We start from the raw sequence: 26,859 nt of genomic DNA on the forward strand, positions 1-26,859 counted from the left end.
CGGCCTCTATCAGTCGACGTCGGATGCGGCCGGCGACGGCATCGCGCCGCCGGCCGCATGAATGCGATGCGTCATGCGCGCGCGGCACGCCGCGCCGAATGCCGCGAAGATGTCGCGCGACAGCGGCTGCTCCGCGTAGCGCCATTCGGGATGCCACTGCACGCCGAGCGCGAACGCGCGCGCGCCGCGCACGCTGACGGCCTCGACCAGTCCGTCGGGCGCACTGGCTTCGACGACGAGCCCCGCGCCGAGTTGCGCGATGCCCTGGTCGTGCAGCGAATTGACCGTCGCTTCGTGCGCGCCGCGCGCGACCCGCTGCAGCAGGCCGCCCGGCGCGAACCGCACGACGTGCGCCGGGCCGTACTGCCGTTCGAGCGGATCGGCGGGCCGCTCGCGGTGATCGTCGAAGCCGGTCGTCGCGTGCAGCCGCTGATGCAACGTGCCGCCGTAAGCGACGTTCAGCTCCTGCATGCCGCGACAGATCGCCAGCACGGGCACGCCCGCGTCGATCGCCGCACGGATCAGCGGCAGCGCGGTCGCATCGCGCGCGGGGTCATGCAGCGTGTCGGGCGCGCTCGCGGCGCCGCCGTAATGATGCGGCTCGACGTTCGAATAGCTGCCGGTGAACAGCAACCCGTCGACTGCCGCGACGATCGCGTCGGCCGGCTGGCGCGCGCCGAGCGCGGGCAGCACGAACGCAAGCGCACCGGCGCCGTCGACGAGCGCGGCCAGGTACTTCTCCCCCGCCGTATGGTTCGGATGCACACCGCGCAGGATGCGGTCGGCGGTGACGGCTACGATCGGGCGCGCATGCATGGGCGGCTCTCCGGTAATCGCGCGCGACTCGTTCGCACGCGGGACGTTGAAGGTTCGCGCCGGCGCCGCACGCGCGCACCATGACGCGGCGCATGTCCATGCGCGATCCTGCCGCGCGGACGATGCGGCAACAGGCGGTGCGACCCGGAACGGAAACGGAAAACGACGCTAGGGCAACAACGATGCGCTGCCGTCGCACTGCACCGCGCTGAACACATGCGCGGACACGAGATTGAAGCGGCGCAGGCCGCGATGGGAAAGGGCGAAGAAACGAGGCTCGCGTAAAAAGGCGGCACACGTGCCGCGATCAGCATGCCGGGACGGCCCGGCCTGAGGCGGCGCGCCCGCCGACGGACTTCGCGTCCGGCGTATCGAAGGGCTGGCGGCTTTCACGATCGTACTCGACTGACGGATGAAGGCAGGACACGTGTCGCGATCAAGCGCATGCGGCAATGCCGCGCGGCGACACGTCGGCAAGGTGTCTCGCCGCACATTCCGGCGCGGTGCGGCCACGATCGATGGCCCCGCCGCCGGTGCGCGCGTGACGACTTCCTGACATTCAGCTTATATCACCTAAAAATTGCGTCAAATTTTCAGGTGCCGATGACGTCATCGAACAGACGAAAGCCCTACGAAAAAAAACGGCATCGATCCCGTGGATCGATGCCGTGTTGTGCACTGCATCGGTGCGGCATGCTGTGCGCCGGCGGGCCGTGACGCACCTGTTCCGCCGCGCTGCCGCATCCGTGCGGCCCGCGTTCAACGATGCGCGAGCGCGGTTTCGACGAGCGTCTGCAATAGCGGCACGATCCGCGCCGCACGTGCTTCGTCATACGCGTAAGGACGCGTCTCTTCCATGTAGGTGATCTGCGAGAGCTCGAGCTGCACGGCCTCGACGCCGGTAGCGGGCACGCCGTAGTGACGCGTGATGTAGCCGCCCTTGAAGCGCCCGTTCGCGACCGCCGTATAGCCGCCCTGTTCGAGCACGCGCGCGGCCAGCGCCTCGGCCAGGCCCGGCGCGGCACTCGCGCCGCTCGACGTGCCGAAGTTGAAGTCAGGCAGGCGGCCGTCGAAGAAGCGCGGCACGTGCGAGCGGATCGAATGCGCTTCCCACACGAGCACGCGGCCGTGCTCGCGCTTCAGTCGCGCGACCTCGCCTTGCAGCGCCTCGTGATACGGCAGCCAGTAGCGATCGCGGCGACGCATGATCTCGTCGTTGCCGGGCAGCGCGTTCGCCGGATACAGCGGCGCCTTGTCGAACGTATCGACCGGCACGAGCCCCGTCGTGTCCTGCCCCGGGTACAGGTTCTCGTTGTCGGGCGGACGGTTCAGGTCGACGACGTAACGCGCATGCGACGGTACGAGGATCGATGCGCCGAGGTCGGCCGCGAATCCATACAGCCGTTCGAGATGCCAGTCGCAATCGTCGACGAAGCGCGCGTCGGCCGTCATCGTCGCGGCGATGTCGTCGGGAATGTACGTGCCTGCGTGCGGAATCGAGATCAGCAGCGGCAGCGTGCCCTGCTTCAGCGTGAATACAGCCGGTTGTTCAGTCATGTCGCATCACCGTTGGAGGTCTGCCGGCGCACGCTTGCGGCGTGCGCCGGTTGCGCGCGTCAGCGCAGCAGTTGCGCCAGCGCGGCGCGGTAGTCGGCATACGCGACGGCTTCGTCGCGATGACGGCGGCCGCTCACGACGCGCTCGCCGCCCGTGTAGACGTCGAGCACCGGCGTGTCGCCGTGCTCCGCGAACACGATACCCGACAACCACGACGTGCTGTCGTGTTCGGCGATCGCCGGATGATCGGGATCGAGCACGAGCCAGTCGGCGCGGCACCCTTCACGCAGCGCACCGACGCGCCGCCCGCTGGCCTGCGCGCCACCGGCGAGCGACGCATCGAACAGGCGATCGGCGACATGCGCCTGCGTGTCGCTCGCCAGCACGTTGCGCGCGCGGTGCACGAGCCGTTGGCCGTATTCGAGCAGGCGCAGCTCGGAGCGCCAGTCGACCGATGCGTGGCTGTCGGAGCCGACGCCGATCACGCCGCCCTGCGCGAGATAGTCGACAGCGGGGAACACGCCGTCGCCGAGGTTCGCTTCGGTCGTCAGACACAGGCCGGCGACCGCGCGACGCTTCGCGAGCGCCGCCGTTTCGGCCGCGTCGACGTGCGTCGCGTGCACGAGACACCAGCGCGCATCGACGTCGAAGCGATCGAGCAGCCATTGCACGGGGCGCGCGCCGTACGCACGCACGCAGTCGTCGACTTCGGCCGTCTGCTCGGCGATATGGATATGCACGGGGGCATCGTCGGGCAGCCCTGCGAGCAGCACGCGCAAGCCGTTCTCGGATACCGCCCGCAGCGAGTGCGGTGCAACGCCGTAGCGCAGCCCGCCGTGCTCCGGCGCCACGCGGCGCATCGCGTCGAGCAGTTCGAGCAGGCCGTCGGGCGTATTGATGAAGCGGCGCTGGTCGTCACGCGGCGGCTTGTCGCCGAAACCGGTGAACTGGTACGACACCGGCAGCATCGTGATGCCGATGCCGGCCGCGCGCGCGGCGTCGATCACGCGCGTGCCGAGCTCGGCGATCTGCGGATAGCGCGAGCCGTCCTGCGTGTGATGCACGTAGTGGAATTCGCACACCGACGTGTAGCCGCACTTGAGCATCTCGACATACAGCCAGCGCGCGATCGCGGCGAGCGCGTCGGGCGTGATCTTCAGCGCGAAGCGGTACATCAGGTCGCGCCAGCTCCAGAAGCTGTCGGACGGATTCGCGCGATATTCGGTGAGCCCCGCCATCGCGCGCTGGAACGCGTGCGAGTGCAGGTTCGGCATGCCGGGCAGCACCGGCCCCGCCGCGCGTGCGACGCCCGCGGGTGCGTCGGTGTCGGGCGTCACGCCGGTCAGCGTGCCGGCCGCGTCCCAGCGCAGCAGGACGTTACGGCGCCAGCCATCGGGCAGGTACGCATGGTCTGCGAACAACGTGGTGTCGGTCATGAGGCTATCCATTCATCCGGCGAAACACGGTCGTGCCGCCGCGTACGACCTGCTCGCACAGCGGCCGGCCGATCCAGTAGGCGAGCTCCGCCAGCGAGCCGACCGACCACGCGGCGAAGTCGGCCTGGCGCCCGACCTCGAGCGCGCCGTGGCGATCCGCGCGGCCGAGCGCCGCGGCCGCATGGCGCGTGACGCCCTGCAGCACTTCGGGCACCGTCATGCGGAACAGCGTGCAGCCCATGTTCAACGTCAGCAGCAGCGATTCGAGCGGCGACGTGCCGGGGTTGTGATCGGTCGCGAGCGCGATCGGCACGCCGTGCTTGCGCAGCAGCTCGATCGGCGGCAGTTGCGTCTCGCGGATGAAGTAGTACGCGCCGGGCAGCAGCACGGCAACCGTGCCGGCTGCCTTCATCGCCTCGATGCCGGCTTCGTCGAGAAATTCGAGGTGATCGGCGGACAGTGCGCGATAACGCGCGGCCAGCGCCGTGCCGCCCGCATTCGACAGCTGCTCCGCATGCAGCTTCACGGGCAGCCCGCGCCGCGTCGCGGCCTCGAACACGCGCTCGGTCTGCGCGAGCGAAAAGCCGATGCGTTCGCAGAACACGTCGACCGCGTCGACGAGCCCTTCGTCGGCCAGCGCCGGCAGCATCCGGTCGCACACTTCGTCGATGTACGCATCCGCACGGCCCGCATATTCGGGCGGCAGCGCGTGCGCGCCGAGGAAGGTCGTGTAGACGCTGACCGGAAAGCGTTCGCCGAGCTGGCGAGCAACGCGCAGCATCTTGCGTTCGCTCGCGAGGTCGAGCCCGTAGCCCGACTTGATCTCGATCGCGGTCACGCCTTCGGCGAGCAGCGGCTGCAGGCGGGCTGCAGCCTGCACGAACAGCGCCGTCTCGTCGGCCGCGCGCGTCGCGCGCACCGTCGACACGATCCCGCCGCCCTGCCGCGCGATTTCCTCGTAGCTCACGCCCGCGAGGCGCTGCGCGAATTCGTCGGCACGCGTGCCGCCGTACACGAGGTGCGTATGGCAGTCGACGAGGCCCGGCGTCACCCACGCGCCGTGCAGATCCTCGCGCTGCCAGTGGGCGTAACCGTGCGGCAGCGCGGACATCGCGCCGAGCCAGACGATCGTGCCGGTTTCGTCGACGGCGATCGCCGCGTCGTCGATCGTCTCGTCAGGATGGCCGTGCGGACACAGCCTCAGGTGATGCCAGACAGTCGGTTTCATGCGTTCAGTCTCGTTCGCCGATGGCGAGCGACACGGCGAGCAACGCGCCGCTACCGCTCACGACGACGTCAAACGCACGCCGCGGCCCGTCGAGCCGCAGCGTGTCCATTTCTTCCAGGGTGTAGCGTGTGCCGTCGATTTCGACCGCGGCTGCGCCGGCCGCGCAATACAGCAGCACGGTATCGGCATGCTCGATGCGGTGCGCGCCCGCGCGCCATACGTCGAGCGCGCCGCGCGCGGCCGAACGGCGCGTCATCAGGTTGAAGTCGCGCGTCGTGCCGTCGTGCAGCGTGGCGTCGATCGCCGCTTCCCCCGCAAAATCCGCGCGGGCCAGCGGTGCGTCGAGCACGTGGCGGGCGCCGCCGGCCTCCGCGAGCGTCATGCCCGCGCCGGACAGCAGCACCAGCGTGCGGTCGATCCCGTCGAAACGCGAGAACGGCCCGGCCGTGCCGACGTCGGCGACGCTCACGCGCCACGCGAACGCGTCGAGCGCGGCGCCCGGCGGAAACGCGCCGATCTCGCGCGTCACGCCGCCGCCGTTCTTCCATGGCGACGCGACGAGATCCGCTGCGCGGATCATCGTCGCAATCGCCGGCGCCGGGTGGAGCGCCGTCATGCTCAGCGGCCGAGCATCGGCAGCTTCAGGCCGGCTTCGCGGGCCGTCTGCTGCGCGAGTTCGTAGCCGGCATCCGCATGGCGCATCACGCCCGTCGCCGGGTCGTTCAGCAGCACGCGGCCGAGGCGCTCGTGCGCTTCGGCGGTACCGTCGGCGACGATCACGACGCCCGAGTGCTGCGAGAAGCCCATGCCCACGCCGCCGCCATGGTGCAGCGACACCCACGATGCGCCGCCTGCGGTGTTCAGCAGGGCGTTCAGCAGCGGCCAGTCGCTCACGGCGTCCGAACCGTCCTTCATCGATTCCGTCTCGCGGTTCGGGCTGGCGACCGAGCCGGTGTCGAGGTGGTCGCGGCCGATGACGATCGGGGCCTTCAGCTCGCCGTTCTTGACCATCTCGTTGAACGCCTGGCCGAGGCGATAGCGATCCTTCACGCCGACCCAGCAGATCCGTGCCGGCAGGCCCTGGAACGCAATGCGCTCACGCGCCATGTCGAGCCAGTTGTGCAGGTGCGGATCGTCGGGGATCAGCTCCTTCACCTTCTGGTCGGTCTTGTAGATGTCTTCCGGATCGCCCGACAGCGCGACCCAGCGGAACGGGCCCTTGCCTTCGCAGAACAGCGGGCGGATGTAGGCCGGCACGAAGCCCGGGAAGTCGAACGCGTTCTCGACACCCATTTCCAGCGCCATCTGGCGGATGTTGTTGCCGTAGTCGAGCGTCGCCGCGCCGCGTTCCTGCAGCGCCAGCATCGCGCGCACCTGGACGGCCATCGACTGCTTCGCGACCTTCACGATGCTCTGCGGATCGACCTTCTGCGCTTCGCGCCATTGCGCGACGGTCCAGCCTTGCGGCAGGTAGCCGTTGATCGGGTCGTGCGCGCTCGTCTGGTCGGTCACGCAGTCCGGCGTGATGCCGCGCGTGACGAGTTCGGCGAACACGTCGGCCGCGTTGCCGAGCAGGCCGATCGACACCGGCTTGCCGGTGCGCTTCGCTTCCTCGATCATGCCGAGCGCCTCGTCGAGCGTCGTCGCCTTCTTGTCGACGTAGCGCGTCTTCAGGCGGAAATCGATGCGGGTCTCGTCGCATTCGACCGCGATCATCGAGAAGCCGGCCATCGTCGCGGCCAGCGGCTGCGCGCCGCCCATGCCGCCCAGGCCGCCCGTCAGGATCCAGCGGCCCGACGGATCGCCGTTGAAGTGCTGGTTCGCGACCGAGAAGAACGTTTCATAGGTACCCTGAACGATGCCCTGGCTGCCGATGTAGATCCAGCTGCCGGCCGTCATCTGGCCGTACATCATCAGGCCCTTGCGGTCGAGCTCGTGGAAGTGATCCCAGTTCGCCCAGTGCGGCACGAGGTTCGAGTTCGCGAGCAGCACGCGCGGCGCATCCTTGTGCGTGCGGAACACACCGACCGGCTTGCCCGACTGGATCAGCAGCGTCTCGTTCTCTTCCAGATCCTTCAGCGATGCGAGGATCTGGTCGTAGCATTCCCAGTTGCGTGCCGCGCGGCCGATGCCGCCGTACACCACGAGCGCATGCGGATGCTCGGCGACTTCCGGGTCGAGGTTGTTCTGGATCATCCGGTAGGCCGCTTCGGCCAGCCAGGTCTTGCAGACTTTCTCGCTGCCGCGCGGCGCGCGGATCGTGCGCGTCGGATCGAGACGGGGATCGATGTGTTTCGGATGGTTCATGACGACTGCTCCCGAAGGAAAATGACTATCAAATAGGAATCAGAAATGCCCGGTGAAGCGATAACGGCTGCCGGGATGCCACAGATTCGCCACCGAGGCGACGACGCCCTGCGACCAGGTGCGTCGATGTAAAACCAGACACGGCTCGACGTCGTCCATCCGCAGCTGCTCGCGCCGCTCCGGCGCCGGGGCCGCCGCTTCGATCCGGTACTCGACGCGCTGCAGCGGAGCCGCGCGCATCAGGTACAGGTTCGGCGTCGTGTTCGTGAAATCCTGCTCGGCGTAATCCGGCGCGACCGCCGGATTCACCCATCGTTCTTCGAGCTGCACGGGCTCGTCGTTCTCGAAGTGCAGCACCTGCGAATGAAACAGCTTCGTGCGCACGGCGACCTGCATCTCGTCGGCGAGCGCCTCGTCGGCGCGGATCGTGTCGAGGCCGAGCACGCTCGCGTGATACGCGTGCCCGCGCGCACCGACTTCCTCCGAGATGCTGCGGATCGCCACCAGCGTCGACTCGTACTTCGGCCGCGCGACGTAGGTGCCCGCCCCCTTCATGCGCGTGAGCACCTGCTCGGCAGTCAACTCGCGCAGCGCGCGGTTGACGGTCATGCGCGCCACCTTGAATTCGCGCGCCAGCTCGTTCTCGGACGGCACCTGATCGCCCTCCTCCCACTCGCCTGCGTGGATGCGGGCCAGGATGAAATCCTTGATCTCCTGGTAGACCGGCGCGCTCATGGGCTTACTGTTCCGACGCGAACGAGAACGGCGCGACCTTCGCGAACGCGCGCTCGCCGACCAGCTTGGCGATCACGGCGATGTCCGGTGCGAAGTAGTGGTCGAGCTCGTAGTGCGCGACCTTGCTGCGGATCGTTTCCATCACCGGCGCCAGCTTCGGGCTCGTGTGATACGGCGCGCGCAGGTCGACGCCTTGCGCGGCGGCCAGCAGTTCGATCGCGAGGATGTGCTTCGTGTTGTCCGCGATGTCGGCGAGCTTGCGCGCGGCGAACGTCGCCATCGACACGTGGTCTTCCTGGTTCGCCGAGGTCGGCAGCGAGTCGACCGACGCCGGGTGCGCGAGCGTCTTGTTTTCCGACGCGAGGGCGGCCGCCGTCACGTGCGCGATCATGAAACCCGAGTTCACGCCGCCGTCCCGCACGAGGAACGGGGGCAGGCCCGACAGCGTCGCGTCGATCAGCAGCGCGATGCGGCGTTCGGCCAGTGCGCCGATTTCCGCTGCGGCGAGCGCGAGGTTGTCGGCCGCGAACGCGACGGGTTCCGCGTGGAAGTTGCCGCCCGACAGCACTTCGCCGGTATCCGGGAAGATCAGCGGGTTGTCCGACACGGCGTTCGCTTCGACCAGCAGCACGTCGGCCGCATGGCGCATCTGGTCCAGGCACGCGCCCATCACCTGCGGCTGGCAGCGCAGGCTGTACGGGTCCTGCACCTTGTCGCAGTCGCGGTGCGACTGGTTGATCGGCGAGCCTTCGAGCAGGTCGCGATACGATGCGGCCGCATCGATCTGGCCTTGGTGGCCGCGCAGCTCATGAATGCGTGCGTCGAACGGCTTCACCGAGCCGGCAGCCGCGTCGACCGACAGCGCACCCGCGACGAGCGCGGTGCGGTACAGGTCTTCGATCGCGAACATGTTGTCGAGCGCCAGCGCGGTCGATGCCTGCGTGCCGTTCAGCAGCGCCAGGCCTTCCTTCGCCTGCAGCGTCAGCGGTGCGAGGCCCGCGACGCGCAGACCATCGATCGCGCTTGCACGCTCGCCGCGGATGAACACTTCGCCGACGCCCAGCAGCACGGCCGACATGTGCGCGAGCGGCGCGAGGTCGCCCGATGCGCCGACCGAGCCCTTCACCGGGATCAGCGGCAGCACGTCCGCGTTGAACAGCTTGATCAGCGCGTCCATCACTTCGCGACGGATGCCCGAGTGGCCGCGGCCGAGGCTCGACAGCTTCAGCGCCATCAGCAGGCGCACCGACGAGCGTGCCATCGGCTCGCCCACGCCGACTGCGTGCGACAGCACGAGGTTCTTCTGCAGCAGTTCGAGCTGGTCGTGCGGGATGTGCGTGCTGGCCAGGCGGCCGAAGCCCGTGTTGATGCCGTAGGCCGGCTCGCCCTTCGCGGCGATGTCGGCGACGGCCTTCGCGCCCGCGTCGATCTTCGCGAAGCTGGCCGGGTCGAGCGCGAGCTGCACGGATTCGCGTGCGATCTGGCGCAGTTGCGGGAGGGTCAGATGGCCGGGGGTCAACGTAATCATGTGAGCAATCCTGTCTAGACAAGTTCGGAATGGATTGAAGTGTAGCCACGCCAACTTGTCTAGACAACCCGTTTTTCACCGATTTCGACTCGGGAGTTTCCCTGATGCCCGGCGCGGCCCGCCCCTTCAGCCCGTGTGATCCGGCTCTTAACAGTTGTTGCAATTATTTTGTCTTTGGCAACATACGGTTCATCATTCGCCACGGAGACCGCCATGTCCTTCCCGTCACGACTCGCCATCCGGTTCGGCCGCCCCCTGCTGTTCGCCGCGTGCGCACTCGCGTGCGGCGCGTCGCTCGCCGCGGAGCCGCTCTCCGGCACGCTCGAGAAGATCCGGCAGAGCAACCTGATCTCGATCGGCCACCGCGAAACGTCGGTGCCGTTTTCCTACGCCGACGCGAACGGCAAGGTCATCGGCTTCTCGCAGGACCTGTGCGACCGCGTGATCGCCGCGGTGAAGGCGCGCACCGGCAAGCCCGACCTGCAGGTGCGCTTCATTCCGGTCACGTCGCAGAACCGCATCCCGCTCGTGCAGAACGGCACCGTCGATCTCGAATGCGGCGTCACCACGAACCTCGCCGCGCGTCACGCGCAGGTCGCGTTCTCGACCACCTTCTTCGTCGCGACGACGCGCCTGCTCACGCGCACGACGTCGGGCATCCGCGACTTCCCCGATCTCGCCGGCAAGACGGTCGTGACGAACCAGGGCACGACGTCCGAACGCCTGCTGCGCAAGATGAACGAGGACAAGAAGATGAACATGCGGATCATCAGCGCGAAGGATTACGGCGAAGGACGCCTCACGCTCGAATCGGGCCGCGCGACCGCGTACATGATGGACGACGTGCTGCTCGCGGGCGTGCGCCAGCTCGCCGCGAAGCCGGCCGACTGGCAGATCGTCGGCACGCCGCAATCGTCGGAAGCCTACGGGTTCATGCTGCGCAAGGACGATCCGCCGTTCAAGGCGCTCGTCGACGGCGTGCTGGTGCAATTGATGAAGCGCGGCGAGATCGACGCGCTGTACGACAAGTGGTTCATGAAGCCGGTGCCGCCGAAGGGGCTGTCGTTCGACTTCGCGATGAGCGACGTGATCAAGGCGCGCTATGCGGCGCCGAACGACGCGCCGCTCGAATGAGCGCCGCGCGCTGAGCGCGGCTCACGCACGCGTCCACGCGACGCATGCCGCATAGCCGGGCGCCGCGTCGAGCCACGCCGCATCGAACGCCGCGACGCCGGCGGCGGGCGCGGCCGGCTCGACGATCGTCGTCGCGGGGGTCGCGCCATCGCGCGGCGGCATGACCGCGAACGCGCCCAGCCCGCCGACGATGCCCGTGCCGAGCGCCTTGAGCAGCGCCTCCTTCGCACTCCAGACGCGCATGAATGCGCCGGCGCGCTCGGCCGGCGGCAGGCTGTCGAGATAGGCGGCTTCGGCGGGCGCGCACACTTCGCGCGTCAGCGCACGCCAGTCGGTCGCGCGGTTGCAGCACTCGATATCGACGCCGACGCGCCCCGCAGGAGCCCACGCAATCAACGCATGGGCGCCCGCATGCGACACGTTGAAGTCGAGCGATGCGCGATGCGCGCCGTCCAGCGACGGCCGACCCGATGCGTCGACGACGATCGCCACCGCGTGCGGCGCGATGCCGAGGGCCGTGCCGAGCACGTCGCGCAGCGCGGCACGCGTCGCGGCGCTGCGCACCGCATCCTCATGCCGCATGAAGCGTGCGGCCCGCGCGCGCTCGCCGTCGCTCAGTGCCGCATACGCGGGCGACGCAAGCGGCACGCGCCAGTCGAAATCGACGCGCGCGATCCGCACGCCGGCGCGGGCCGCGGCGGGCGGCGCGTCGAGCCGCTGCATGCGCCAGGCGCTGGGGCTTTCAGACGGGGAAACGGAATCGGGCGGGACGAGCATCGACGTGCGGCGGCCTGTGGAAGGAAACGTCCGATGTTAATCGATCAGGCGATATGGCGAACCACTGCGGCCCGCCGGCGTCGATGCTGAGCGCCGGCGCTTGTCCTCTCGGCATGCGTCAAGCATGACGAGGCCGCCCTATCACCCGTTCGCGGCAACGCCCGGCATGCCGCTGCCGGGCCCACGCCCGCGCGATGCCGGGTGAATCGCATGCACGTTGCCCGGCGCATCGGCCGGCAGCGCGCCGTGCTGCAGCCAGTAGAGCGCGAGCGGCCACAGCGTTTCGGTGAAGCGGCTGTGGAAAAACGCGAAATGGCCGATCGCGTCGACGCCGATGTCGGCAGGCGCGATCCGCAGATGCGTGACGTCGCTGCCCGTGTAGTAGCCGACCAGCCGCTCGATCGCCGCGACCGTGCCGAACCCGTCGTCGTCGAGGCCAATCGCGAGCATCGGCGCCGACAGCCCCGCGAAGCGGGCGGGCAGTGCGGCGCGGCTCGCGGCGGGTTCGGCGAGCGGGCCGCTCGTATAGCCTTCCTCGAAGCGCGCCTGCGCGCGCACCCACGACAACGCGACGCCGCGCGGCGTGTCCTCCATCCAGCCGAGCCGCTTCGCGGGCACATAGCCGAACACGGCCGCGAGCACCGGCATCGCGACGTGCCACTTCCACCACATGCGCCGCCGTTCAGCCGGCAGGTAATCGCGCCAGTACGCATACTGCGCGCCGACCGTCACCGCATGCCGCACGTGGACGTTCGATGCGGCGAGCCCGAGCGCGAACCCGCCGATGCTGTGCGCGACGACGTCGATCGGCTGGCCCGGAAACGCGTCGCGTGCGTAGTGCAGCGCGGCTTCGCAATCGAGCCGCCCCCAGTCGAGCCAGTTCGCGCGCAGCTTCGCGAGCCGCGCCGGGCGCGACCCGCCGATGCCGCGATAGTCGTAGACGAGCACGTCGCGCCCCTGGGCGAACAGCCAGGCCGCGAAACGAAAGTAGTAGTCGCAACGCACCGACGTCGCGCAATTGATGACCGTCACCGGCCGCACGACACTGCCGCCGCGATGGCGCCATACATGACCGCGCAATGCATAACCGTCGGCCGCGCGCAGCGTCACCGGCTCGGGCGGCAATGCGTCCGCCGCGCGGGTGCCCTGCGTCATTTCGCGGCCTTCGTTCGAAATCGTCATCGTGTCTCCAGTCCCATGCTTCGCGGTCCGTCCGGGTGAGCGCGTCAGTGCCTGCCCACGTCCATGCTTCGCAGCCGGCCGGGGCGTCGCCCGCCCCATCCTTCACCGCTCGCGCCAGCCTCCATTGAACTTGACGCGCCCCGCGTTCTCAACCAATCTTGCTGCTCCGTTCGCATGAGTCACGCGCATGTCAACGCCGCTCGTCCGCCTCCCGTCGCTCGACCTCGTCCGCGGTTTCGTCGCCGTCGGCCGCCGCATGAGCATCACGCTCGCCGCGCAGGACCTGTGCGTCACGCAATCGGCGGTCAGCCGCCAGGTACACGCGCTCGAAGCGCATCTCGGCGTCGCATTGCTGCAGCGCGGCTACCGGAAGATCGCGTTCACGCCGGAAGGCGAGCGGCTGTTTCGCGTCGCGGATGCGGCACTGCACGGGCTGCAGGACACCGTCGCCTCGCTCGCGGCCACGCGCGAGCGCCAGCCCGTCACGATCACCGCCAGCATCGGCGTCACCGCACTGTGGCTGCTGCCGCGGCTCGGGCGGCTGCAGGCGCGCCTGCCGGAGATCGACCTGCGCGTGGCCGCGAACGACAAGGTACTCGATTTGCGCGCCGAAGGCATCGACCTCGGGATCCGCTACTGTCCGCGCGAGCGCGCGCCGGCCGGCGCGCTGCGCCTGTTCGACGAGATCGTCGTGCCGGTCGCGCATCCGGCGCTCGCCGCGCGGCCCGTCACGAACGCGGCCGCGATCGCCGACCACGTGCTGCTCGAATTCGACGGGCCGCCGCAGCCGCAATTGCAGTGGCGCGCGCACCTGCACGCGGCCGGGCTCGGCGACGCGCGCCCGAAAGGCGTGCTGCGCTTCAACCAGTACGACCAGGTGATCCAGGCGGCGATCGCGGGCCAGGGCGTCGCGCTCGGCCGGCTCGCGCTCGTCGCGCCGATGCTCGCGGACGGGCGGCTCGCGGTGCTCGGGCCGCACACGCAGGCGCTGTCGGATGCGTACGGCTACTGGCTGTTCCAGCACGATCCGGCCCCGCGCCGCGAAGTCGCCGACGTGCGCGACTGGATGCTCGCCGAAGCGGCCGATTGCGATGTCGCGATGCGTGCGCACGGCACGGCGTCGGCGTAAGCCGGCGCGACCTTTGCGTATCGACCCGACCGCTGCCGGGCACGCCCGCTCCTCCCCCGCGTGCTCCGCATCGCATTCCTGCCAAGCATGCCAACCTGACCGAATGATCGCTTGAGCGACGACGGGCCCGATCGTCTAATCGGATCGAGCGCGGCCGTCTTGCCGCGCGCCTTCATCCGGAGACACGCATGACCCCGATCGAGCAGGAAGTCCGCCGCCGCTGGCTGCCCGTCCTGGCCGGCGGCCTGATCATGGGCGCCGCGCTCGGCATCCGCCATGTGCAGGGCCTGTTCCTCGCGCCGGTGTCGCTCGACCACGGCTGGTCGCGCGAAGCATTCGGGCTCGCCCTCGCGCTGCAGAACCTGATCTGGGGCGTCGCGCAGCCGTTCACGGGGATGGTCGCCGATCGCTTCGGCTCGCTGCGCGTGATCGTCGCCGGGATGCTGCTGTATGCGGCCGGGCTCGTCACGATGGCGCACACGGCGACGACCGGCATGTTCACGGTCGGCGCCGGGCTCGTGATCGGCATCGCGCTGTCGGGCTCGGCGTTCGCGTCGATCTATGGCGCGCTGAGCCGCCTGTTTCCGCCGGACCGGCGCGGCTGGGCGCTCGGCGTTGCGGGCGCGATCGGCGGGCTCGGCCAGTTCTGCATGGTGCCCGTCGCGCAGACGCTGATCGGCGGCATCGGCTGGCGGCACGCGTTCGTCGCGCTGGCGCTCGTCGCGGCGCTGCTTGCCCCGCTCGCCCTGCTGCTACGCGACCGCCCCGCGCAGGCTGCCGCCGGCGGCCCCGACCAGTCGATCGGCGAAGCCGTGCGCGAGGCGTTCGCGCATCGCGGCTTCTGGCTGCTGAACGCAGGTTTCTTCGCATGCGGCTTCCAGCTCGCGTTCGTCGCGACGCATCTTCCCGCGTACCTGCTCGACCACGGGCTGCCGGCACGCCACGCGAGCGTCGCGCTTGCGCTGATCGCGCTCACCAACGTGGCCGGCACCTATGCGTGCGGCCATCTCGGCGGGCTGCTGCGGCGCAAGTACGTGCTGTCGGTGCTGTACCTCGTGCGTGCGCTCACGATGGCCGCGTTCGTCGCGGCACCCCTGTCGCCCGCGAGCGTCTACGTGTTCGCGGCCGTGATGGGGTTCACGTGGCTCGGCACCGTGCCGCTGACGAACGGCGTGATCTCGCAGGTGTTCGGCGTGCGCTACATCGCGACGCTGTTCGGCTTCGTGTTCTTCGGACACCAGCTCGGCAGCTTCTTCGGCGTCTGGCTCGGCGCGGTGGTGTACGACGCGACGCACTCATACATGCCGCTGTGGATCGGCTCGATCGCGCTCGGCGTGCTCGCGGCGTTGCTGCATCTGCCGATCAACGACGCGCGCGTCGCGCGCCCGGCATCGGGCAACGCGGCATGGGCATGATCCGCGCGGCGCTGGCCGCCGGCGCGCTCGCCTTCGTCGCGTGGTGCGGCGCGGCTTATTTCAGCTCGGGCGTCGCGTACGCGCTGCTCGAACACGTCGCGTTCTGCAATTGATGCGGCCATCCGGAGCGTGCGGTCAGCGGCGCTTCGGCAATGCCGCCAGCGCATCGAGCGCGCGGGCGCGCGCGGCCGCATGCTCGACGAGCGGCGCCGGATAGTCGACACCGAGCCGCACACCGGCAGCATCGAGCTCCAGCGGCGACGCTTCCCACGGCGCGTGGATCGAGGCGTTGTCGAGACCGGCAAGCTCGGGCACCCAGCGCCGCACGTACGCGCCGTCCGGATCGAACTTCTGCCCCTGCGCGACCGGATTGAAGATGCGGAAATACGGCGCGGCGTCGGCACCGCACCCGGCCACCCACTGCCAGCTCGCCGCGTTGTTCGCGGGATCGGCGTCGACCAGCGTGTCCCAGAACCATGCTTCGCCCGCGCGCCAGTCGATCAGCAGATGCTTGATCAGGAACGACGCGACGACCATTCGCACGCGGTTGTGCATCCAGCCGGTCGTCCACAGTTCGCGCAGGCCCGCATCGACGAGCGGATAGCCGGTCAGCCCGCGCTGCCATGCGCGCAGCGCGGCGGGATCGTCACGCCACGGCATCGCGTCGAACTGCGCACGGAAGTTGTCGGTCGCGAGCGCCGGGAAGTGATACAGCAGCGTGTAGCTGAACTCGCGCCAGCCGAGTTCGCTGAGGAATTTGTCGGCGTCCGCGGCCACCGCCGCGCCGCCTGCGCTCGCGGCGCCCTGCACCGCGTGCCACACCTGTCGCGGCGACACGTTGCCAAAGCGCAGGAACGGCGACAGCCGGCTCGTCGCGGGACGGTCGGGCAGATCGCGCGCGTCCGCATAGCCGGCGAGCGATGTCGTCAGGAACGCGTCGAGCTGCGCGTGCGCGCCGGCTTCGTCGGGCATGGGCCACGCATCGCGCAGGCCGCCGGCCCAATCGGGCGAATGCGGCCGCAACGCAAGCGCGTCGAGCGCCAGCGCGCGGTCACGCACGGCTTTCGGCCACGGATGAAACGCGATCCGCTCGGGTTCCGGCAGCGGCGCGGCGACCGTGCGATCCCGTCGCGCCGCCCGCCAGTACGCAGTGAACACCTGATACGGGGTGCCGCCGCCCGTCAGCACCTCCCAGGGCTCGTTCAGCAGGCTGCCGTTGCTGCTCTCGACCGTGACGCCGCGCGCCTTGAGCGACGCCTTCAGCGCCGCATCGGCGTCGCGCTGCGGTTGCGCGTAGCGACGGTTCCAGTACACGGCTTGCGCCCCCGTGTCGTGCACGATGCGCTCGATCTCGCGCGGCGCGTCGCCGCGCAACAGCAGTAGGCGCCCGCCATGACGCGCGAGCGCCGCATCGAGCCCGGCCAGCGACCCGTGCAGCCACCAGCGCGCTGCACCACCGAGCGCGCGCCCGGCGCCGTCGCTCGTGTCGTCGACGAATACGCAAATGAGCGGCCGGCCCGATTCCACCGCGCGCGTCAGCGCGGGCTGGTCGGTCACGCGTAGATCGTCGCGGAACCAGACGATCGCGGGAGCAACGGACGACTTGGCGGACACAGGCACCTCGATGACGAAAGCGGAAAGAGACCCGTATTGTCGCGGCTGCGCTGCGTGGTGTCGACGTTCTGCGTGCATGATGCGCCGGCGCGCCCATGCCGCCGACCGTCGCGGCGATCGCACCACCCTGCCGCCCCGGTGAAACGCCTTAGTCCATTCCGACGATTCTTCGCCGCGTGTGCCGACCTACGCTCGATGTCGGGTGCGCTGCGCGGCACGTGCCGGCGAAAACGCCCCGCACGTCCCGAGCCACACCCGTCACGCGCGCCGACCGATGCCGGCGCGGCTCCTTCCGACCGCCGCGACGCGTCCCGCCACCCGGGTCGGCGCGGTTTCATCCGATCCGATACATCGCCATGACCAAACCCTCGAATCTCGTCACCTCGATCACCGTCGACATCGACGCACCGGCTTCCGTCGTCTGGGAAGTGCTGACCGACTTCCCGCGCTACGGCGAATGGAACACGTTCTGCGTCGGCTTCGAAACGACCGGCAGGCTCGGCGATTTCGTGCACATGCAGGTGCGCATCCCGGGCACGGAGACCGTGATTCCCGTCAACGAGATCCTCGTCGCGTACGAACCCGAACGCCTGCTGTCGTGGGAGCAACGCCCGACCGACGACAACAAGGACGCCGCGCGCCGCGACCAGTACATCGACGCGATCGGCACGGAGCGCTGCCGCTATTTCACGACCGACCAGTTCCTCGGCGTCAACGCGGACACGATCATGCAGCACCACGGCGCTTGGGTGAAACAGGGTTTCGACCAGTGCGCGCGCGACGTGAAGCAGCGTGCCGAAGCGCTCCACGCGGCACGCCGGCGCAACGGCGCGTGACCGGGAGCCGCCGATGCCCGATCTGCAAACGCTGTCCGACCATCACGACATCCGCGAGCTGATCGTCGCGTATTCGAGCGCGATCGATACGCGCGACTTCGACGCGCTCGACGCGGTGTTCACCCCTGATGCTGCAATCGACTATCGCGCGATGGGCGGCATCGCCGGCCGCTATCCGGAGGTGAAGGCCTGGCTGCGCACCGTGTTGCCGCAGTTTCCGCAGTACCAGCACATGGTCGGCAACCTGTCGATCCGGCTCGACGGCGATACCGCACGCGGCCGCACGATCTGCTTCAATCCGATGGAAGTCGCGCTGGCGGACGGCGGCACGCAGGTGATGTTTCTCGGGCTCTGGTACGTCGACCGTTTCGCGCGCACTGTGCAAGGTTGGCGCATCGCCGAACGCGTCGAGGAACGCTGCTACGGTCACAACGTGCCGACCGTGCTCGCGGGCGCGACCGGTTGATCCATTCGCGATGCGCGCGTCGTGCGCAGGTGCACGGCGCACGCACCGTCGCAGCCCGCTGCGTCAATCGAGCCTGAACGCGGCCTCGAATCGCTCGGCGAATGCGTCGAACTCGGTTTCCGGCAGATGGTTGATCCCGCCCGCGCGCTTGCGCCCGCCGCCGGTCGGAAAGCCGCGACAGAACTCGTCGGCGCCGAGCGGTCGGCCATCGGGCACGCGCACGCTGACGACGAGCCCGCCGTCCGCACGTGGCGACAGCACCGCGAGCGCCGCATGCGGCGCACTGCGCATCCGCTCGTTCGCGAGCATGCCGGTCGCTCGCCGCGCCCACGGATGATCAGGCATCCGGACCAGCGTCGCACCGGGCACCTCGCGCAGCGGCGCGAGCGCGCACGCACGCGCCATGTCGTCGCGGTAGCCGTCGCGCAGCGCGGCGAACACGGTTGTCTCGCGCACGAAATCGAGCGGGTCGACGCACGGCAGCATCGCATCGGCGAGCGCGGCCGGGTCGAAATGCAGATCGCCGACACACTCGCCGTACGCGTTGTAGTTCAGGTAGAGCCCAAGTTCGGCGAGCGTGTCGCGTTGCGCCTCGTCGATCCCGTGCTCACTCGCCAGCGCGTAGCCGAGCGCCGGCAACTCGTCGCCGAACGCCGCGACGATCGCCCAGCGCACGTGCCGGCCGTCGAGATAGCGGTTCACGATCGCGCTCGTGCAGACGTCGGCCGCCGTGTCGATATGCGCGTCGAAGCGCGGATCGTCGGGCAGTTCGCCCGCGAAGTGATGGTCGAAATAGCGGACCGTCGCGCCGTCGCGCAGCAGCCGCACGCACGCGTCGCGATTCTGGTCGTGCGACACGTCGAGCACGGTGACGATGTCGCCCGCCCGCGCGTCGATCCGCTCGAGCAGCTTGATGTCGCGTTTCACGCCGGTCACGAGCGTGCCGTGCACGCTCTCCGCGAGCCGAAGTTGCTGAAGCGCGCACAGCCCGTCCGCGTCGCCGTTGAATGCAAAGAAGTGTCGTGTGTCGTGGTTGTCCTGCATGATCCTTTGCTCCATCGTCAGGGCATGAAATCGCCGCCATTCGCGTCGAGCGTCGCACCCGTCACCGCATTCGCATAGTCCGACGCGAGGAACAGCGCGGCGCGTGCACAGTCGTCGTCGGTCGGCAACTTCGCGAGCGCGATGCTCGACGCGATCGGCGCGATGACCTGCTCTTCCGTCATGCCGTACTCGGCAGCCGCCTGCCGGAAATACGTCTGGGTCGGCACGCCCCACATCCACCCCATGTGGATGCTGTTCGCGCGAATGCCGTGCACGCCGAGTTCGCGCGCCAGGTATTTTGCCGCAACCGCGAGCGCCCCCTTCGATACAGCGTAGCCGCCTTCCCCTGCAAACGGCTTGCGGGTCGCCTGCGTGTTGATCATCACGATCGCGCCGCGCTTGTGCCGCTTCATGTGCGGCACGACTTCCTGCGTGAGCGCCATCGTGCCGAACACGTTGGTGTCGAACACCGCGCGCCAGCCGTCGAGGTCGGCTTCCTCCACCGGTTCCGGAAACGTGCCGTGCACGAATGCGCTGTTCACGAGCGCGTCGATCCGGCCGAAGCGCTCGACGGCCTGCGTCGCGAGCTGGCGACATTGCGCACGGTCGGTGATGTCGGTCCGCACCTTCAGCACGTCGCAGTCGACGCCGAGTGCGTGGATTCGCGCTTCGGCATCGTCGAGCTTTTCCAGCGTGCGCGCCGCGACGACCACGCCGCGCGCACCCTCGCGCGCGGCCTCGACGGCGAGCTTCACACCAAGCCCCGGCCCGATCCCGGAAATCACGATGATCTTGTCCTTCAGCAACATGGTTGTCTCCTGGTTGTCGTGGATCTCGCGAGCAATGTCCGTCAGCCAGATGCCCGCAGGTGCCGCGCGCGATACGCGGCGAAGTCGCGCGCGAGCTGTGCATCGGTGAAGCCGAAGCGCGCGATCGAATAGTCGTGTGCGGCACGCTTGTCGCGGCCGTTGCGCGCCATCCAGTCCGTCATCGCCGCGCGCTGCCGCGCATCGAGCGGCATCCCGGCAAACGCGTACACGGCCTCGGCGACGCCGAGCGGATTCGACACCGTGTCCTCGAAGCGCACGTCGAGGAAGCGGTCGGCCGGCAGCGCATCGCGCGCGGCCATCGCCGCACCGATCGCGCGCGCCATCCCCGCGTTCCACTGCGCGCCGACGGCAAGCGGATCCGGATCGTCCGCATACATCTGCCACAACGTGTGCGCCATGCTCGCCATCGACGGAATCGTCTGCGCCGGATCGCGGTGCGTGAGCACGACCTGCGCACGCGGAAACACGCGGCACAGCACGTCGAGCGCATGCAGGTGCTGCGGCGTCTTCAGCAGCCAGCGCGCGGCCGGCGCGACGCCACGCTGCGCCTTCTGCCATTGCAGGAACTGCAGCATCCGCTTCAGGTATGTATAGACCGGTGTGAGATCCTGCCGCGCGAGCCATGCCGTATAGCGGGGCACGTTCGCATACGAATCCATCGCGCACACGAACGCATGCTCCATCAGCATGAACTCCTCGTCCGCGAGCATCGCATCGAGCGGATGGATCGTCAGGATCTGCGGAATGCAGTCGATCATCGTCGCGACCTCGGCTTGCGCACGCGCAATGCGCACCGTCGGCTCGGCGAGCGTCTCGCCTGCAAGCGGCGCCGGGTAGCGGGTTTCCCACCACGCCGCAGTATGGAAGCGCAGGTCGACGGCCAGCAGGCGCTGCAGCAGCGTCGTACCCGTGCGCGGCAGGCCGACGATCACGAGCGGATCGTCGATCGCGATCTCCGCGATTTCCGGATGACGCCGGAAGTAGTCCTCGATGACGAGCCGGTTCACGAGCTGGCCGACGAGCTTCTCGCGCATCATCTCCGCGCCGCGCGCGGACAGCTTCGCTTCGTCGATCAGCGACGCACACATCACGTCGAGCGCCTCGCGATACGGCCCGTCACCGAACGCGGTCAGTCCGCCCGTGCGCGACACGGCTTCGGCGATCAACCCGTCGGCCGAGAGCAGCGTGCGGATCCGGTCAAGCGGCGCGTTCATGCGGCCTCCTTCAGCGTTGCAAGCTTGACGACCCGCGTGCGCGGATGCACCGGCTGCGCGGCGCCGACCCAGCGCCAGCAGATCGTGCCGGTGCGATGCCCGGCGGTATCGAGCCAGTTCGCATTGCCGGGCCGCGCGGCCGCGACGACCACCGTCACGCCGCCGTCCGCATTCAGTCGCGCGCTGTGCTTGTTCACGCAGATGTCGAAGTGCCGGTAATCGAGCGATTCCATCCAGTAGTTGTTGAGCTGCACGTTCCAGAAGTCGCAGTCGGGCACCGTATCGACGTCGATCACGAGTGCTTCGTCATCGGCCAGCGACCAGCACGAGTGGTAGTAGTAGATGTTCGGATCGCCGCCGACCGACTGGCACAGCGCCTGGTCGGCGGGCGGCAGCGCATTCACGTGCGACCGGTAGCTCGCGGCCCAGTCAGCGAACAGCTTCGACGTCTGCTCGACGAACTGCGCCGCGCGCGTGAGGCCGCCCTGCAGCACGAGCGGGTCGAGCGGCGCCGGGCGATCGTCGGCGCCGATGCGCTCGATCTTCAGTTGTGCCGGCGTTTCCGCGCGCCGGTCGAGGAAGGTCTGGCGCACCAGCAACGCGTTGGTGCCCGGCTCCATGCGTACCCAGTTACCCGCGCGCGGCGTTTCGCTCAGCACGATCTCGACGCTGCCGTCCGGCGCGATCTCGAGCTGCTTCGCGTCGAGAAAGCCCGTCTGCAGCATCTTGCCGTCGGTCTCGTAGCCGCCCTTCTGCGTGCCGAAGCTCAGGTAGGCCACCGTGCCGCGCCGCCCCGTCACGCGATATTCGCAGCGGCCGTCGAGACGCGCGTACTGGTACAGGTTGTCGGGATTGTCGGCGCCGATCTTCGCGGTCTCGTGCGACGGCGAGAAAAAGCCGGGCCATGCACCGTCCGCGAACTCGACGTGCATCTCGAGCGCGATACGCATCAGCCGGCTCAGGTAGCGGAATCCTTCCGCGCGCGTCAGCGGATCGTCCGGCGCCTCGGCGCGCAGGATCTGTTCTCCGCTGCGTTTCAGGGTGTCGCAGAAGTCGGCCCAGGTCTGGCCCGAAAGCAATTGCGTGGCACGTGTGTCGTCCGTCATGTGTCGTCTCCGCCGATGGTCGAGCGCTCACCTTAAGCGTCGCCGTCGCGCGCCACTTCGTCCGGGTGGACTAAGGAAAGATCCGCTCCACCGCCGTGCCGCGATTTAGTCCACCCGGACGAAGAGCGGCATGCCGCTCGCCCGATACCGTCGGTGTCATGCACGAAACGCCGCACATGTCGCGCGGCGCCGGCATGAAACAAGGAGACGAACGATGTTGACCCACTTGGAGCGGCTGGAGGCCGAAAGCATCCACATCATGCGCGAGGTGGTCGCCGAGAGCGAGAACCCGGTGATGCTGTATTCGATCGGCAAGGACAGCTCGGTCATGCTGCATCTCGCGATGAAGGCGTTCTACCCGGCGAAGCCGCCCTTTCCGTTGCTGCACGTCGATACGACCTGGAAATTCCGCGAGATGATCGCGTTTCGCGACGAGACGGCCGCGCGCCTCGGCCTCGACCTGCGCGTGCACATCAACCCTGAAGGCATCGCGAACGGCATCGATCCGTTCACGCACGGCTCGGCCGTGCACACCGACGTGTGGAAGACGCAGGGGCTCAGGCAGGCGCTCGATCATTACGGCTTCGACGCCGCGTTCGGCGGCGCGCGCCGCGACGAGGAGAAGTCGCGCGCAAAGGAGCGCATCGTGTCGCTGCGCTCGGAACAGCACCGCTGGGACCCGAAGCGCCAGCGCCCCGAGCTCTGGTCGCTGTACAACGCGCGCAAGCGCAAGGGCGAAAGCCTGCGCGTGTTCCCGATCTCCAACTGGACCGAGCTCGACATCTGGCAGTACATCCAGCTTCACGACATCCCGATCGTGCCGCTCTACTTCGCGAAGGAACGGCCCGTGGTCGAACGCGACGGCGCGCTGATCATGGTCGACGACGAACGCCTGCCGCTGCGCGACGGCGAAGTGCCGCAGATGCGCAAGGTGCGCTTTCGCACGCTCGGCTGCTATCCGTTGACGGGCGCGATCGACAGCGACGCGACGTCGCTCGACGACATCCTGCGGGAGATGCGCGAGACGCGCACGTCGGAACGGCAAGGACGACTGATCGACAGCGATTCGGCCGGTTCGATGGAAAAGAAGAAACAGGAGGGATATTTCTGATGGCACACGTTCTCACCGCGCCCGAGGCGCTCGCGCACCACGCACCCGAGGCAAGCGCCGCCGACGAAGCGCACGCACCAACCCAGGACCTGCTGCGCTTCATCACGTGCGGCAGCGTCGACGACGGCAAGAGCACGCTGATCGGCCGCCTGCTCTACGAATCGAACATGCTGTTCGACGACCAGCTCACGCAGCTCGAGGCCGATTCGAGGAAGGTCGGCACGCAAGGCGGCGAACTCGATTTCGCGCTGCTCGTCGACGGCCTGTCGGCCGAGCGCGAGCAAGGGATCACGATCGACGTCGCGTACCGCTTCTTCGCGACCGCGCGACGCAAGTTCATCGTCGCCGATACACCCGGCCACGAGCAGTACACGCGCAACATGATCACCGGCGCGTCGACCGCCGATCTCGCCGTGATCCTGATCGATGCGCGCAAGGGCGTGCTCACGCAGACGCGCCGCCACAGTCATCTCGTCGCACTGATCGGCATCAGGCGCGTGGTGCTCGCGATCAACAAGATGGATCTCGTCGACTACGACCGCGCCGTGTTCGAGCGCATCGACGCCGACTATCGCGCGTTCGCGGCCGAGCTCGGGCTGGCGGAGATCGTCAGCATCCCGATGTCGGCGCTGCGCGGCGACAACGTGATCGCGCCAAGCGCGCGGATGCCGTGGTACGCGGGCCCGACGCTGATGCAGCATCTCGACACGCTGCCGCTCGCCGCGCGCGTGACGCGCGACGAGCCGTTCCGGCTGCCGGTGCAGTGGGTCAACCGCCCGCACCTGAACTTCCGCGGTTACGCGGGCAGCATCGCATCGGGCGAGATCCGCGTCGGCGAGCGCGTGCGCGTGCTGCCGTCCGGCAAGGAGAGCCGCGTCGCGTCGGTGATCACGCAACGCGGCGAAAGCGACCTCGCGCGCGCCGGCGACGCGGTGACGCTCACGCTCGCCGACGAGATCGACATCAGCCGCGGCGACATGATCGCGCGCGCGGACGCGCCGCCTGAAGTGGCCGACCAGTTCGAGGCGACGCTCGTGTGGATGCACGACGCGCCGCTGCTGCCCGGCCGCCCGTATCTCGTGAAGCTCGGCACGCAGACGGCCGGCGCGACCTGCGCGACGCCGAAGTACAAGATCGACGTGAACACGCGCGAGCATCTCGCGGCACGCACGCTCGCGCTCAACGAGATCGGCGTGTGCAACCTGAGCCTCGACCGGCCGGTCGCGTTCGACCCATACGACCGCAACCGCCACACGGGCGGCTTCATCGTGATCGACCGCGTCACCAACGACACGGTCGGCGCCGGGATGCTGCACTTCGCGCTGCGCCGCGCGCACAACGTGCACTGGCAGGCGGTCGACGTCGACCGCGCCGCGCGTGCCGCGCAAAAGGCGCAGACGCCGCGCATCGTGTGGCTGACGGGCCTGTCGGGCGCCGGCAAGTCGACGATCGCGAATCTCGTCGAGAAGCGGTTGCACGCGCTCGGCAAGCACACGTACCTGCTCGACGGCGACAACGTGCGGCACGGGCTCAATCGCGATCTCGGCTTCACCGAGGTCGATCGCGTGGAGAACATCCGGCGCGTCGCCGAAGTCGCGCGGCTGATGCTCGACGCGGGGCTCATCACGCTCGTGTCGTTCATCTCGCCGTTCCGCGCGGAGCGCGACATGGCGCGCGCGATGGCCGGCCCCGACGAGTTCGTCGAAGTATTCGTCGACACGCCGCTCGCGGTGGCCGAGGAGCGCGATCCGAAGGGCCTGTACAAGAAGGCGCGGCGCGGCGAGCTGAAGCACTTCACGGGCATCGATTCGCCGTACGAACCACCCGCCCAGCCCGAACTGCGCGTCGACACGATCACCGAGTCGCCGGAAGAAGCGGCCGACCGCATCGTCGCGTACCTGCTGCGCGAGCGCGCGGCGTAAGTGCCTCGGGCAGGCGGCCCGACGCTCGCCCGCTTGCCCGCTTGCCCGCGGCGTCTACTCCGTTCGGGTGACGCGGGCCGCCAGCCGGCCGGTATGCTGGTCCGGGAACCCTTCATCCCGACCAGGAGAACACGAGCATGCCCATCGCGCTGGCGCCCGGCGACCCGGCCGCGCACGACGGCTTCGACGACGCGGCGTGGACGGCGCGCGAACTCAGCGCGTGGCTCGGGCTCGTCTATCAGGGCCCGTCGGAGCCCACCCCGTGGGCCGGCTTCCTCGAAGCGGTCCGCGCGCGGCTCGACGCGCGCTTCACGACGCTGGTGCTGCGCAACCCGGGCGGCGCACGGCACGGGCTCATCATCAACGCGTCGGCGCATGGCCCGCTGCTGCCCGGCGAGCCGTCGTACAGCGAGCAGTTCTACGCGCTGTGCCCGTTTCTCGACCAGCCGCCCGGCCAGGTCTTCACGGCCGACCGGCTGTTCGGCGAAACCGCGTGGCGCGCGCACGATTTCTACCGGCAATACCTGCAGCCGCTCGACCTGCGCTACATCCTCGGCGCGAACATGCGCGGCGAACGCGGCGTCGAATGCGCGTTCTTCGTGAGCCGCGCGCACGGCAGCCGCGATTTCGACGCCACCGAGCGCGCGCAGGTCGCGACGCTGCTGCCGCACCTGCAGCGGGCGGTCGAGCTGCACGCGGCGTTCGACGTGCTCGATGCCGAACGCGCGCTGTATGCGGGCACCGTCGACCGGCTCGACGTCGGCACCGCGATCGTCGACGAGGACGGCCGCGTGATCAAGCGCAACCGCATCGCCGAGCGGCTGATCGAGCAGCAGGACGGGCTGTGCGTGCGCCAGGAGCGGCTCCACGCATCCTGCCCGCTCGACGAACGCCGGCTGCAGAAGGCGCTGCAGGCCGCGCTCGAGCATTTCCGCGCGGGCGCACTCGCGCGCATCGAAGCCACCACGCTGTCGCGCCCCGGCGGCGCGATGCCGTTGAGCGTGCTGCTGCGCCCGCTCGCGCCCTACCGCGGTGCGGAGGACCGCCAGCACCGGCCCGCCGTCGCGGTGTTCGTCCGCGATCCGGCATCGTCGCCGCAGACGTCGCGCGACATGCTGCACCGGTTGTTTCGGCTCACGCCGATGGAAACCGAAATCGCGCTGCTGCTCGTCGACGGGCTGACGCTCGACGAAGCGGCCGCCGCGACCGGCATCACGAAGAACACCGCGCGTGCGCACCTGCGCGGCATCTTCGCGAAGACGGGCGCGACGCGGCAGGCCGTGCTCGTGAAGACGCTGCTCAACAGCGTCGTGTCGATGGCGTAGTCGCGGCGCCGGCAGCTCCCGGACGGGCTGCCCGGCCGATGCCCCCGCGCGCGCAGTGCGGGCCGCGACGGAAGACGCAGCAATCGGCACCCGCCCGTCTCATGTCATACGTCATCAGACATGAACAACCCACCAACACGCCTCACG

24 protein-coding genes are annotated in these 26,859 nt (G+C 69.1%); 9 read left to right on the top strand and 15 right to left on the bottom strand.

The genetic code is table 11. The features are described 5' to 3' along the window. Window positions 1–9: 9 nt before the first annotated feature. The 8 genes from LGM56_RS24690 to hutH all read right to left on the bottom strand — a co-directional run bounded on the left by LGM56_RS24690 (window position 10) and on the right by hutH (window position 9,607). On the bottom strand, window positions 10–816 hold the full coding sequence (locus tag LGM56_RS24690; RefSeq protein ID WP_226207016.1) for a gamma-glutamyl-gamma-aminobutyrate hydrolase family protein: 807 nt from the start codon (window positions 814–816) through the stop codon (window positions 10–12). A 759-nt stretch (window positions 817–1,575) separates the two neighbouring features. Next, window positions 1,576–2,373 (bottom strand): N-formylglutamate deformylase, encoded by a 798-nt coding sequence (gene hutG / locus LGM56_RS24695; RefSeq protein ID WP_226207017.1) that lies wholly within the window; start codon window positions 2,371–2,373, stop codon window positions 1,576–1,578. 59 nt (window positions 2,374–2,432) lie between these two features. Further along, window positions 2,433–3,809: a formimidoylglutamate deiminase gene (locus LGM56_RS24700; protein WP_226207018.1), complete on the bottom strand. Its 1,377-nt coding sequence runs from the start codon at window positions 3,807–3,809 to the stop codon at window positions 2,433–2,435. A gap of 4 nt (window positions 3,810–3,813) precedes the next feature. Beyond that, window positions 3,814–5,037: an imidazolonepropionase gene (gene hutI / locus LGM56_RS24705; RefSeq protein ID WP_089495183.1), complete on the bottom strand. Its 1,224-nt coding sequence runs from the start codon at window positions 5,035–5,037 to the stop codon at window positions 3,814–3,816. A gap of 4 nt (window positions 5,038–5,041) precedes the next feature. After that, window positions 5,042–5,653: a HutD family protein gene (locus tag LGM56_RS24710; protein ID WP_226207019.1), complete on the bottom strand. Its 612-nt coding sequence runs from the start codon at window positions 5,651–5,653 to the stop codon at window positions 5,042–5,044. 2 nt (window positions 5,654–5,655) lie between these two features. Next, on the bottom strand, window positions 5,656–7,344 hold the full coding sequence (gene hutU / locus LGM56_RS24715) for a urocanate hydratase (RefSeq protein ID WP_089425798.1): 1,689 nt from the start codon (window positions 7,342–7,344) through the stop codon (window positions 5,656–5,658). Between the two features lie 39 nt (window positions 7,345–7,383). Then, on the bottom strand, window positions 7,384–8,079 hold the full coding sequence (gene hutC, locus LGM56_RS24720; RefSeq protein ID WP_039369341.1) for a histidine utilization repressor: 696 nt from the start codon (window positions 8,077–8,079) through the stop codon (window positions 7,384–7,386). A 4-nt stretch (window positions 8,080–8,083) separates the two neighbouring features. After that, window positions 8,084–9,607: a histidine ammonia-lyase gene (hutH, locus tag LGM56_RS24725; RefSeq protein WP_226207020.1), complete on the bottom strand. Its 1,524-nt coding sequence runs from the start codon at window positions 9,605–9,607 to the stop codon at window positions 8,084–8,086. Window positions 9,608–9,820: 213 nt separating this feature from the next. On the opposite strand from hutH, the gene LGM56_RS24730 reads away from it, so the two are divergent. Next, window positions 9,821–10,741 carry a glutamate/aspartate ABC transporter substrate-binding protein gene (locus tag LGM56_RS24730; RefSeq protein ID WP_226207021.1) on the top strand — a complete coding sequence of 307 codons (921 nt, stop codon included), beginning with the start codon at window positions 9,821–9,823 and terminating at the stop codon, window positions 10,739–10,741. 21 nt (window positions 10,742–10,762) lie between these two features. On the opposite strand, the gene LGM56_RS24735 is transcribed toward LGM56_RS24730, so the two are convergent. Beyond that, window positions 10,763–11,518, bottom strand: a complete 756-nt coding sequence (locus tag LGM56_RS24735) for a 4'-phosphopantetheinyl transferase family protein (RefSeq protein WP_226207022.1) — start codon at window positions 11,516–11,518, stop codon at window positions 10,763–10,765. 141 nt (window positions 11,519–11,659) lie between these two features. After that, window positions 11,660–12,700 carry an alpha/beta fold hydrolase gene (locus tag LGM56_RS24740; protein ID WP_226207023.1) on the bottom strand — a complete coding sequence of 347 codons (1,041 nt, stop codon included), beginning with the start codon at window positions 12,698–12,700 and terminating at the stop codon, window positions 11,660–11,662. Window positions 12,701–12,887: 187 nt separating this feature from the next. On the opposite strand from LGM56_RS24740, the gene LGM56_RS24745 reads away from it, so the two are divergent. From LGM56_RS24745 to LGM56_RS36835, 3 genes are all read left to right on the top strand, one after another. After that, window positions 12,888–13,829, top strand: coding sequence for a LysR substrate-binding domain-containing protein (locus tag LGM56_RS24745; RefSeq protein WP_226207024.1), 942 nt, complete (start codon window positions 12,888–12,890; stop codon window positions 13,827–13,829). A 188-nt stretch (window positions 13,830–14,017) separates the two neighbouring features. Continuing rightward, window positions 14,018–15,244: an MFS transporter gene (locus LGM56_RS24750; protein ID WP_226207025.1), complete on the top strand. Its 1,227-nt coding sequence runs from the start codon at window positions 14,018–14,020 to the stop codon at window positions 15,242–15,244. Next, the gene (locus LGM56_RS36835; protein ID WP_256989978.1) at window positions 15,235–15,357 is read left to right on the top strand and encodes a hypothetical protein; all 123 of its coding nucleotides are present in this window, start codon (window positions 15,235–15,237) and stop codon (window positions 15,355–15,357) included. The genes LGM56_RS24750 and LGM56_RS36835 overlap by 10 nt, the downstream gene beginning before the upstream one ends. A gap of 22 nt (window positions 15,358–15,379) precedes the next feature. Here LGM56_RS36835 and LGM56_RS24755 read toward each other — a convergent pair whose 3' ends face one another. After that, window positions 15,380–16,858 carry a cryptochrome/photolyase family protein gene (locus tag LGM56_RS24755; RefSeq protein ID WP_226207026.1) on the bottom strand — a complete coding sequence of 493 codons (1,479 nt, stop codon included), beginning with the start codon at window positions 16,856–16,858 and terminating at the stop codon, window positions 15,380–15,382. Between the two features lie 356 nt (window positions 16,859–17,214). On the opposite strand from LGM56_RS24755, the gene LGM56_RS24760 reads away from it, so the two are divergent. Both LGM56_RS24760 and LGM56_RS24765 read left to right on the top strand, forming a co-directional pair. After that, entirely contained in the window at window positions 17,215–17,694 is a 480-nt protein-coding gene (locus tag LGM56_RS24760; protein ID WP_226207027.1) for an SRPBCC domain-containing protein, read from the top strand. A gap of 13 nt (window positions 17,695–17,707) precedes the next feature. Then, window positions 17,708–18,160 (top strand): nuclear transport factor 2 family protein, encoded by a 453-nt coding sequence (locus tag LGM56_RS24765; RefSeq protein WP_089495194.1) that lies wholly within the window; start codon window positions 17,708–17,710, stop codon window positions 18,158–18,160. 63 nt (window positions 18,161–18,223) lie between these two features. Here the strand turns inward: LGM56_RS24765 and LGM56_RS24770 are convergent, their stop codons facing one another. The 4 genes from LGM56_RS24770 to LGM56_RS24785 are packed head-to-tail and all read right to left on the bottom strand — an operon-like array spanning window position 18,224 to window position 22,354. After that, window positions 18,224–19,204 (bottom strand): acetyltransferase, encoded by a 981-nt coding sequence (locus LGM56_RS24770; protein ID WP_226207028.1) that lies wholly within the window; start codon window positions 19,202–19,204, stop codon window positions 18,224–18,226. Window positions 19,205–19,221: 17 nt separating this feature from the next. After that, the gene (locus LGM56_RS24775) at window positions 19,222–20,013 is read right to left on the bottom strand and encodes an SDR family oxidoreductase (protein ID WP_226207029.1); all 792 of its coding nucleotides are present in this window, start codon (window positions 20,011–20,013) and stop codon (window positions 19,222–19,224) included. Between the two features lie 41 nt (window positions 20,014–20,054). Further along, the gene (locus LGM56_RS24780) at window positions 20,055–21,248 is read right to left on the bottom strand and encodes a sulfotransferase family protein (RefSeq protein ID WP_226207030.1); all 1,194 of its coding nucleotides are present in this window, start codon (window positions 21,246–21,248) and stop codon (window positions 20,055–20,057) included. Further along, window positions 21,245–22,354, bottom strand: coding sequence for a DUF1214 domain-containing protein (locus LGM56_RS24785; RefSeq protein ID WP_226207031.1), 1,110 nt, complete (start codon window positions 22,352–22,354; stop codon window positions 21,245–21,247). The genes LGM56_RS24780 and LGM56_RS24785 overlap by 4 nt, the downstream gene beginning before the upstream one ends. 130 nt (window positions 22,355–22,484) lie before the next feature. Between LGM56_RS24785 and cysD the strand changes: the two genes are divergently transcribed. The 3 genes from cysD (at window position 22,485) to LGM56_RS24800 (ending at window position 26,712) form a co-directional block, all read left to right on the top strand. Next, window positions 22,485–23,465, top strand: a complete 981-nt coding sequence (gene cysD / locus LGM56_RS24790; RefSeq protein WP_226207032.1) for a sulfate adenylyltransferase subunit CysD — start codon at window positions 22,485–22,487, stop codon at window positions 23,463–23,465. After that, window positions 23,465–25,387 carry a sulfate adenylyltransferase subunit CysN gene (cysN, locus tag LGM56_RS24795; protein ID WP_226207033.1) on the top strand — a complete coding sequence of 641 codons (1,923 nt, stop codon included), beginning with the start codon at window positions 23,465–23,467 and terminating at the stop codon, window positions 25,385–25,387. Before cysD ends, cysN begins: the two co-directional genes overlap by 1 nt. A gap of 137 nt (window positions 25,388–25,524) precedes the next feature. Further along, window positions 25,525–26,712: a helix-turn-helix transcriptional regulator gene (locus LGM56_RS24800; protein ID WP_226207034.1), complete on the top strand. Its 1,188-nt coding sequence runs from the start codon at window positions 25,525–25,527 to the stop codon at window positions 26,710–26,712. Window positions 26,713–26,859: the final 147 nt, after the last annotated feature.

The sequence above is a fragment of the Burkholderia sp. AU38729 genome (assembly GCF_020419725.1).
Taxonomy (GTDB): Bacteria; Pseudomonadota; Gammaproteobacteria; order Burkholderiales; family Burkholderiaceae; genus Burkholderia.

Excerpts from the sequence above, each read along its gene's own strand:
- LGM56_RS24785 (WP_226207031.1), bottom strand. The coding sequence starts at position 22,354 with ATGACGGACGACACACGTGCCACGCAATTGCTTTCGGGCCAGACCTGG.
- LGM56_RS24775 (WP_226207029.1), bottom strand. The coding sequence starts at position 20,013 with ATGTTGCTGAAGGACAAGATCATCGTGATTTCCGGGATCGGGCCGGGG.
- LGM56_RS24780 (WP_226207030.1), bottom strand. The coding sequence starts at position 21,248 with ATGAACGCGCCGCTTGACCGGATCCGCACGCTGCTCTCGGCCGACGGG.
- LGM56_RS24735 (WP_226207022.1), bottom strand. The coding sequence starts at position 11,518 with ATGCTCGTCCCGCCCGATTCCGTTTCCCCGTCTGAAAGCCCCAGCGCC.
- hutH (WP_226207020.1), bottom strand. The coding sequence starts at position 9,607 with ATGATTACGTTGACCCCCGGCCATCTGACCCTCCCGCAACTGCGCCAG.
- hutI (WP_089495183.1), bottom strand. The coding sequence starts at position 5,037 with ATGAAACCGACTGTCTGGCATCACCTGAGGCTGTGTCCGCACGGCCAT.
- LGM56_RS24750 (WP_226207025.1), top strand. The coding sequence starts at position 14,018 with ATGACCCCGATCGAGCAGGAAGTCCGCCGCCGCTGGCTGCCCGTCCTG.
- LGM56_RS24800 (WP_226207034.1), top strand. The coding sequence starts at position 25,525 with ATGCCCATCGCGCTGGCGCCCGGCGACCCGGCCGCGCACGACGGCTTC.
- hutU (WP_089425798.1), bottom strand. The coding sequence starts at position 7,344 with ATGAACCATCCGAAACACATCGATCCCCGTCTCGATCCGACGCGCACG.
- LGM56_RS24700 (WP_226207018.1), bottom strand. The coding sequence starts at position 3,809 with ATGACCGACACCACGTTGTTCGCAGACCATGCGTACCTGCCCGATGGC.
- LGM56_RS24765 (WP_089495194.1), top strand. The coding sequence starts at position 17,708 with ATGCCCGATCTGCAAACGCTGTCCGACCATCACGACATCCGCGAGCTG.
- cysN (WP_226207033.1), top strand. The coding sequence starts at position 23,465 with ATGGCACACGTTCTCACCGCGCCCGAGGCGCTCGCGCACCACGCACCC.
- LGM56_RS24730 (WP_226207021.1), top strand. The coding sequence starts at position 9,821 with ATGTCCTTCCCGTCACGACTCGCCATCCGGTTCGGCCGCCCCCTGCTG.
- LGM56_RS36835 (WP_256989978.1), top strand. The coding sequence starts at position 15,235 with ATGGGCATGATCCGCGCGGCGCTGGCCGCCGGCGCGCTCGCCTTCGTC.
- LGM56_RS24690 (WP_226207016.1), bottom strand. The coding sequence starts at position 816 with ATGCATGCGCGCCCGATCGTAGCCGTCACCGCCGACCGCATCCTGCGC.
- hutC (WP_039369341.1), bottom strand. The coding sequence starts at position 8,079 with ATGAGCGCGCCGGTCTACCAGGAGATCAAGGATTTCATCCTGGCCCGC.
- LGM56_RS24710 (WP_226207019.1), bottom strand. The coding sequence starts at position 5,653 with ATGACGGCGCTCCACCCGGCGCCGGCGATTGCGACGATGATCCGCGCA.
- LGM56_RS24760 (WP_226207027.1), top strand. The coding sequence starts at position 17,215 with ATGACCAAACCCTCGAATCTCGTCACCTCGATCACCGTCGACATCGAC.
- hutG (WP_226207017.1), bottom strand. The coding sequence starts at position 2,373 with ATGACTGAACAACCGGCTGTATTCACGCTGAAGCAGGGCACGCTGCCG.
- LGM56_RS24745 (WP_226207024.1), top strand. The coding sequence starts at position 12,888 with ATGTCAACGCCGCTCGTCCGCCTCCCGTCGCTCGACCTCGTCCGCGGT.
- LGM56_RS24770 (WP_226207028.1), bottom strand. The coding sequence starts at position 19,204 with ATGCAGGACAACCACGACACACGACACTTCTTTGCATTCAACGGCGAC.
- LGM56_RS24740 (WP_226207023.1), bottom strand. The coding sequence starts at position 12,700 with ATGACGATTTCGAACGAAGGCCGCGAAATGACGCAGGGCACCCGCGCG.
- cysD (WP_226207032.1), top strand. The coding sequence starts at position 22,485 with ATGCCGCTCGCCCGATACCGTCGGTGTCATGCACGAAACGCCGCACAT.